4 protein-coding genes and 1 pseudogene are annotated in these 7660 nt (G+C 69.0%); 4 read left to right on the forward strand and 1 reads right to left on the reverse strand.

From position 1 onward, the window contains the following. The first annotated feature begins 275 nt into the window (after positions 1-275). From polA to cysG, 3 genes are all read left to right on the forward strand, one after another. Positions 276-3257 (forward strand): DNA polymerase I, encoded by a 2982-nt coding sequence (gene polA / locus ACE3QW_RS24975; protein WP_374254783.1) that lies wholly within the window; start codon positions 276-278, stop codon positions 3255-3257. 267 nt (positions 3258-3524) lie between these two features. Next, complete coding sequence (locus ACE3QW_RS24980; RefSeq protein WP_029556685.1) at positions 3525-3869, forward strand: RidA family protein; 345 nt, start codon at positions 3525-3527, stop codon at positions 3867-3869. Positions 3870-4055: 186 nt separating this feature from the next. After that, entirely contained in the window at positions 4056-5549 is a 1494-nt protein-coding gene (cysG, locus tag ACE3QW_RS24985; RefSeq protein ID WP_374254784.1) for a siroheme synthase CysG, read from the forward strand. A gap of 47 nt (positions 5550-5596) precedes the next feature. Here the strand turns inward: cysG and ACE3QW_RS24990 are convergent, their stop codons facing one another. Beyond that, a complete protein-coding gene (locus ACE3QW_RS24990; protein ID WP_374254786.1) occupies positions 5597-7270 on the reverse strand; it encodes an electron transfer flavoprotein-ubiquinone oxidoreductase in 1674 nt (557 codons plus the stop codon). A 190-nt stretch (positions 7271-7460) separates the two neighbouring features. Here ACE3QW_RS24990 and ACE3QW_RS24995 point away from each other — a divergent pair. Continuing rightward, positions 7461-7660, forward strand: a pseudogene (locus tag ACE3QW_RS24995) (uracil-DNA glycosylase); the annotation flags it as partial.

Here is a 7660-nt window from a genome sequence, read left to right on the forward strand (position 1 = left end):
AAATTGGACTGATGAAAAATTGGGCGCGCTGGGAGCCTGCACTTCCGTTGTTCATCTGAGGATGCAGATGCCTGCGAAGTGTGCGCTGCGGCACGGCGTGACCATTGGGCTGGCGGGCTTTCCCGCGCCGGCGGCGCGCGTGTTCGGCGGGTGCCGCGGCACTTGTTCCTTGCCGCCCCCTCGGGCATCGTGCGCGCCTCGATCGACCCCCGATCTTGCGACCCCCGATCCCGACCCCTGATCGCCGCTGCCGCCGGACCTTTGAAGGACGCCCCATGTCCCCCTCTCCCCGCCCCCTCAAGCCCGGCGACCATGTGTTCCTGGTGGATGGCTCCTCCTTCGTGTTCCGCGCCTATTTCCAGTCCATCAACCAGGACCGGAAGTACAATTTCCGCTCGGACCGGCTGCCCACGGGCGCGGTGCGGCTGTTCTGCACCAAGCTGTTCCAGTTCGTGCGCGACGGCGCCGTGGGCATCCGCCCCACCCACCTCGCCATCGTCTTCGACAAGTCGGAGGACAGTTTCCGCAAGGAGCTCTACCCCGACTACAAGGCCAACCGCTCCGAGCCGCCGGACGAGCTGATTCCCCAGTTCCCGCTCATGCGCGAGGCGGTGCGCGCCTTCGGCCTCATCCCGGTGGAGCAGGCGCGCTACGAGGCGGACGACATCATCGCCACCTATGCCGAGCAGGCGGTGAAGGCCGGGGCGGACGTGCTCATCGTCTCCGCCGACAAGGATCTGATGCAGCTCATCGGCCCCAAGGTCGCCATGTACGATCCCGCCTCGGGCGAGAGCGGCGGGCGCGGGGCGCGCCCCGAACGGCGCATCGGCCTCGGCGAGGTCGTGGAATATTTCGGCGTGCCGCCGGAGAAGGTCACGGACGTGCAGGCGCTGGCCGGTGACAGCACCGACAATGTGCCCGGCGTGCCCGGCATCGGCATCAAGACCGCCGCCCAGCTCATCGCCGAATATGGCGACTTGGAAACGCTGCTCGCCCGCGCCGGCGAGATCAAGCAGCCGAAGCGCCGCGAGTCGCTGATGAACAATCAGGAGGCCGCGCGCATCTCCAAGCAGCTCGTCACGCTGGTGCGCGACGTGGCGGTGGAGGTGCCGCTGGAAGACCTCGTGCTGGAAGACCCGGACGCCAAGCGCCTCATCTCCTTCCTGAAGGCCATGGAATTCACCACCATCACCCGCCGCGTAGCCGAGGCCTATGGCGTGGAAGCCGGCGAGGTGGAGCCCGACCCGAAGCTCGCGCCGAGCGGCGGCGATCTCTTCGCCCCCGCCGCTGCGCCCTCCGCAGACGGCGAAGCGCCTGCTCAACCCGGTGCTACCCCCGCCGCCCCCAGCGGCACCCCAACCCCTTCCGATCTCGCCCACCAGCGCGCGCAGGCCGCGCGGGCGACGCCGGTGGACCGCAAGGCCTACCGCACCATCCTCGATCTCGCCGAGCTGAAAGCGTGGTGCGCGAAGGCCATGGACCTTGGCGTCGTCGCCTTCGACACCGAGACCAATTCGCTGGACCCCATGCAGGCGGACCTCGTGGGCGTCTCGCTGGCGCTCTCGCCCAACGAGGCCTGCTACATCCCGCTGCTGCACCAGGGCGCGGGCGACGGCCTGTTCTCCGAGGGCCTGCTGCCGGGGCAGATTTCGCTCGGCGATGCCATCGCGACCCTGAAGCCCATGCTCGAGGACAAGGGCACCCTCAAGATCGGGCACAATGTGAAGTATGACGAGGCGGTGCTGGCCCGCCACGGCATCGACGTCGCGCCCATCGACTGCACCATGTGCATGTCCTACGCGCTCGATGCCGGCAAGAACGGCCATGGTATGGACGAGCTTTCCGTCCTCCATCTCGGCCATCAGCCCATCGGCTATTCCGAGGTGACGGGGAAGGGCAAGGCGCAGATCACCTTCGACAAGGTGGCGCTGGAGCCCGCCACCGCCTACGCCGCCGAGGATGCGGACGTGACGCTGCGCCTGTGGCAGGTGCTGAAGCCCCGCCTCGCCGCCGAGGGGCGCACCACCGTCTACGAGACGCTGGAACGGCCCCTCATTCCCGTGCTCGCGCGCATGGAATCCCGCGGCATCGCCATCGACAAGGCCATGCTGGCGCGCCTCTCCTCCGAATTCGCGCAGGGCGCGGCGCGGGTGGAGGACGAGATCGCGGAACTCGCCGGCGAGCGGCTGAACGTGGGCAGCCCCAAGCAGATGGGCGACATATTGTTCGGCAAGATGGGCCTGCCCGGCGGCACCAAGACCGCCACCGGCATGTGGTCCACCAAGGCCACCGCGCTGGAGGAACTGGCGGAGCTGGGCCACAAGCTGCCGCAGAAGATCCTGGAATGGCGCCAGCTTTCCAAGCTGCGCTCCACCTATACGGACGCGCTGCCGAACTTCGTGCATCCGCAGACCAAGCGCGTCCACACCTCCTATGCGCTGGCCGCCACCACCACGGGGCGGCTCTCCTCCTCCGATCCCAACCTCCAGAACATCCCCGTGCGCACCGAGGAAGGCCGGCGTATCCGCCGCGCCTTCGTGGCGGAGGAGGGCAATCTTCTCGTCTCGGCCGACTATTCGCAGATCGAACTGCGGCTCTTGGCCGAGATCGCAGAGATCCCGGCGCTGCGGCAGGCCTTCACGGATGGGCTGGACATCCACGCGATGACGGCGTCCGAGATGTTCGGCGTGCCGGTGAAGGACATGCCGGGGGAAATCCGGCGGCGGGCGAAGGCCATCAATTTCGGCATCATCTACGGCATCTCCGCCTTCGGCCTCGCCAACCAGCTGGGCATTCCGCGGGAGGAGGCGGGGCAGTACATCAAGCGCTATTTCGAGCGCTTCCCCGGCATCCGCGACTATATGGAGGAGACCAAGACCTTCTGCCGCGAGCATGGATACGTGGAAACGCTGTTCGGCCGGCGCTGCCACTATCCCGACATCGCGGCGAAGAACCCGTCTCTGCGCGCCTTCAACGAGCGCGCCGCCATCAATGCCCGCCTCCAGGGCACGGCCGCCGATATCATCCGCCGCGCCATGATCCGCATGGAGCCGGCGCTGGCGCATGCGGGCCTTTCCGCCCGCATGCTGTTGCAGGTGCACGACGAACTGGTGTTCGAGGTGCCGGAGGCCGGGGCGGAGGCCACCATTCCCGTGGTGCGCCACGCCATGGAGACGGCGGCGGCCCCTGCCGTCCATCTCGCCGTGCCGCTGAAGGTGGACGCGCGGGCGGCGAAGAACTGGGAAGAGGCGCACTGAGGGGCTGCACCCCTCTCGCGTCCCGGCCGACTGCAACGCAGCGCAGCGGAGTGGAAGGAGAGCCGGGACCCAGCGCAACGATTCCGCGCAGCGGGCCATGCCTGAGAGCCCAGGATATGGCAGCGCCTTCGGCGGTCTTTTGCGCTGGGCCCCGGCTCACATTGCGCTGGCGCTCCATGCGTCCGGGGCGCGAGGTCGCCGCTGACGGTTGACGCCTGTGCCCCGGATGCTGCTAAACACCCGCCATCCCCAACACGAGGACACATCATGAGCATCGAACGGCTCGACAAGGGCGCCCGCATGAGCGAGGCGGTGATCCACGGCAACACCGTCTATCTCGCTGGCCAGGTGGCCGAGGGGCCGGACGTGGAGAGCCAGACGAAGGCCGTGCTCGCCTCCATCGACAGCCTGCTGGCCCGCGCCGGCACCGACAAGTCGCGCATCCTCACCGCGACCATCTGGCTGTCGGACATCAAGAACTTCGCCGGCATGAACAGCGTGTGGGACACCTGGGTGGACAAGGCCAATCCCCCCGCCCGCGCCACCAGCGAAGGCAAGCTCGCCGCGCCGCAGTTCCTGGTCGAGATCATCGTCGTCGCCGCCCGCGGCTGATCTCAGGGCACCCTCTCCCCTTGCGGGAGAGGGCTGGGGTGAGGGGTATGGCGCCGTTTGTCCGGCTCTGCGAGAGCCGCGCGCCCCCCCTCACCCCCATCCCCTCTCCCGCGAGGGGAGAGGGGTGGCGCCCGGCGGACTTGGAGCTTACCCTTTCCGAACAGCGAGCTTTTTGGAGCTTTTCCCATGGCCGCCCCCGGCGCCGAATCCAGCAGCCCCCGTGCCCCGCGTGAGACGCGGCAGGCGCGCATGGAGGCGCTTGCCCGCCTGCCGCTGTTCTTCGGGCTCGAGGGCCGGCGCGTGCTGGTGGCGGGCGGCGGCGAGCCGGCGGCCTGGAAGGCGGAGCTTCTCTCCGCCGCAGGGGCGCGGGTGGAGGTGATCGCCCCTGCCGTCTGCGAGGACATCTGGCGGCTGGCCGGCGCGCCGACCCACGGCCCCATCGCCGTGCATGTGCGCGACTGGCATGTGGACGACATCGAGGGCGCGGCCCTCGCCATCGGCGATTTCGAGGATGCGGACGCGGCCGAGCGCTTTTCCGCCGCCGCCCGCGCGGCCGGCGTGCCGGTGAACGTCATCGACCGGCCGGCTTTGTGCGACTTCACCTTCGGCGCCATCGTCAACCGCTCGCCCCTCGTGGTGGGCATCTCCACGGATGGCGCCGCCCCCGTGTTCGGGCAGGCGGTGCGGGCCAAGATCGAGGCGCTGCTGCCCTCCGGCTTCCGCGCCTGGGCGCAGGCGGCGAAGACGTGGCGCGCGGCGGTGACCGAGCGCGGCCTTTCCTTCCACGCCCGCCGCGCCTTCTGGGAGCGGTTTGCGGCAAAGGCCCTCGCCGAGCCCCATCGCGCGCCGGAGGAGGCCGACCGCGCCGCTTTGTTCGCCGCGCTCGAGACGCAGGGCTCATCCCCGCACGGCGGTTCGGTGGTGCTGGTGGGCGCCGGGCCGGGCGATCCCGAGCTTCTGACGCTGAAGGCCGTGCGCGCGCTGCAATCGGCGGACGTGGTGCTCTATGACGACCTCGTGTCCGGCGCGATCCTCGATTTCGCCCGGCGCGAGGCGAAGAAGATGCTGGTGGGCAAGACCGGCTACGGCCCCTCCTGCAAGCAGGACGACATCAACGCGCTGATGGTGGAGCTGGCCCGCGAGGGCCGCCGCGTGGTGCGCCTCAAGGGCGGCGAGCCCATGATCTTCGGCCGGGCCGGCGAGGAGATCGCCCATTGCCGCGCGGCCGGCGTGCCGGTGGAGGTGGTGCCCGGCATCTCCTCCCCCCAGGGCGCGGCGAGCCGGCTCGTCACCTCCCTGACCCACCGCGATCACGCACGGCGGCTGCAATTCGTCACGGCCCATGCGCGCGACGGGAAGCTGCCCGCCGATCTCGACTTCAAGGCGCTCTCCGACAAGGCGGCCACCACCGTCGTCTACATGCCGCGCCGGACCCTGCCGGACCTCGTGCGCAACCTGCTTGCGGCCGGCATCGAGCCGGCGACACCCGCCGTCGCCATCTTCTCGGTCACGCGGCCGGAGGAGAAAGTGGTCATTGCTACCGTCGCCGGCCTCGTGGAGGCCGTGACCCGCGCCGTGGACGAAGGGGCAGACGGCCCCTGCCTCGTGCTCTACGGCCATGCCCTGTCGGAGGTCGCGGCGCAGGACCTGCCGCAGGCGGCCGAGGCCGCGCGGGGATAGGGCAAGGCGGATGCCCCGGACGAGCCGGGGCATGACGACACCCATCCTCACATGTTGGGATAGTTCGGCCCGCCGCCGCCTTCGGGCGCCGTCCAGGTGATGTTCTGGTTGGGGTCCTTGATGTCGCACGTCTTGCAGTGGACGCAGTTCTGCGCGTTGATCTGGAAGCGCGGCGCGTCCGCCCCCTCCTCGATCCACTCATAGACGCCGGCGGGGCAGTAGCGGTTGGAGGGGCCGGCGTAGACGTCGTGCTCGGACGCCTTCTGCAAAGCCATGTCCTTCACGACCAGATGCACCTGCTGGTTCTCCTCATGGTTGGTGTTCGAGAGGAACACCGAGGAGAGCTTGTCGAAGGTCAGCACGCCATCGGGGCGGGGATACTGGATCTTCTTGCAGTCCTTCGCCGGCTTCAGCGAGGCGGCGTCGGTCTTGCCGTGCTTCAGCGTGCCGAACAGCGAGAAGCCGAACGTGTTGGTCCACATGTCCAGCGCGCCCAGCGAAATGCCGACGAAGGTGCCGAGCTTCGACCACAGCGGCTTCACGTTGCGCACCTTCTTCAGGTCCGCGCCGATGGCCGAGGAGCGCCAGGCCGCCTCGTAGCTGGAAAGCTCGTCGTGGCTGCGCTCGGCGGCGAGGGCGTTCAGCAGGTGGTCGGCGGCGAGCATGCCGGAGAGCACCGCATTGTGGCTGCCCTTGATGCGCGGCACGTTCACGAAGCCCGCCGCGCAGCCCACCAGCACGCCGCCGGGGAAGGAGAGCTTGGGCACGCTCTGGTAGCCGCCCTCGGTGATGGCGCGGGCGCCGTAGGCGATGCGCTTGCCGCCCTCGAAGGTGTCGCGGAAGGTGGGATGGGTCTTGAAGCGCTGGAACTCGTCGAACGGCGAGAGCCAGGGGTTCTGGTAGTTGAGGTGGACCACGAAGCCCACCACCACCTGCTCGTCATCGATGTGATAGAGGAAGGCGCCGCCGCCGGTCTTGCCGTCGAGCGGCCAGCCGAAGGCGTGCTGCACGAGGCCGGGCTTGTGCTTCTCCGGCTTCACCTTCCAGAGTTCCTTCAGGCCGATGCCGAACTTCTGCACGTCGCGGCCCGCGCCCAGGTCATATTTGGCGATGATCTGCTTCGTCAGGTGCCCGCGCGCGCCCTCGGCGAACACGGTGTAGCGGCCGCGCAATTCCATGCCGCGGGTGAATTCGCCCTTGGGGACGCCGTTCTTGTCCACACCCATGTCGCCGGTGGCGATGCCGGTGACGGCGCCCTTGTCGTCATAGAGGATCTCGTCGGCGGCGAAGCCGGGATAGATCTCCACCCCCAGCGCCTCGGCCTTCTGGGCGAGGAAGCGGCAGACATTGCCCAGCGAGCCGACGAAATTTCCGTGATTGTTCATCAGCGGCGGCATGGCGAAATTGGGCAGGCGGACACCGCCGGCCGGGCCAAGCAGGTAGAAGGCGTCGTCCGTGACCTGCACGGTGAGGGGCGCATCCGCCTCCTCGCGCCAGCCGGGAACGAGGGCGTCGAGGCCCACGGGGTCGATGACTGCGCCGGAGAGGATGTGGGCGCCGACTTCCGAGCCCTTCTCCACCACCACGACGGAGATGTCGGTGCCGCGCTCGGCGGCCTGCTGCTTCAGGCGGATGGCGGTGGCAAGGCCCGCAGGGCCGGCGCCGACCACCACCACATCATAATCCATGCCTTCGCGCTCAGGCAGCTCCGCCGCGCTCATACGCCTGCTCCCGTCCGTCAATCCCGTTGATTGGACTTTTTCCACGACACGCCGGCAAAGACAACCGCGCACTGCCGTTTAGGGCAACATCTTTCCGTATGTGGGAATATAATGCCGCCGCACTGGAAAGTGTGGTGCGGCGCGGCATGCCGGGCTTCGCGCTGGGCGCTTCAATGGCTAAAAGGAATTCATGAGCGCGACCGCCGACAGGGACTTCGCCGACTGGGCCGACATTCTCGCCTTCCACTGGGAGGCGGGCGTGGACGTGGCCATCGGCGAGGTGCCGGTGGACCGCTTCGCCGAGAGCGCAGCCGAGCCGAGCCGGTCCCGGCCGCCGGCCGCGCCGGTGCGCGAGACCGGCTCCACCGGCGCGGCGTCCGGCGGCCCGGC

The organism is Xanthobacter sp., assembly GCF_041911315.1.
GTDB classification, from domain to species: Bacteria; Pseudomonadota; Alphaproteobacteria; order Rhizobiales; family Xanthobacteraceae; genus Xanthobacter; species Xanthobacter aminoxidans.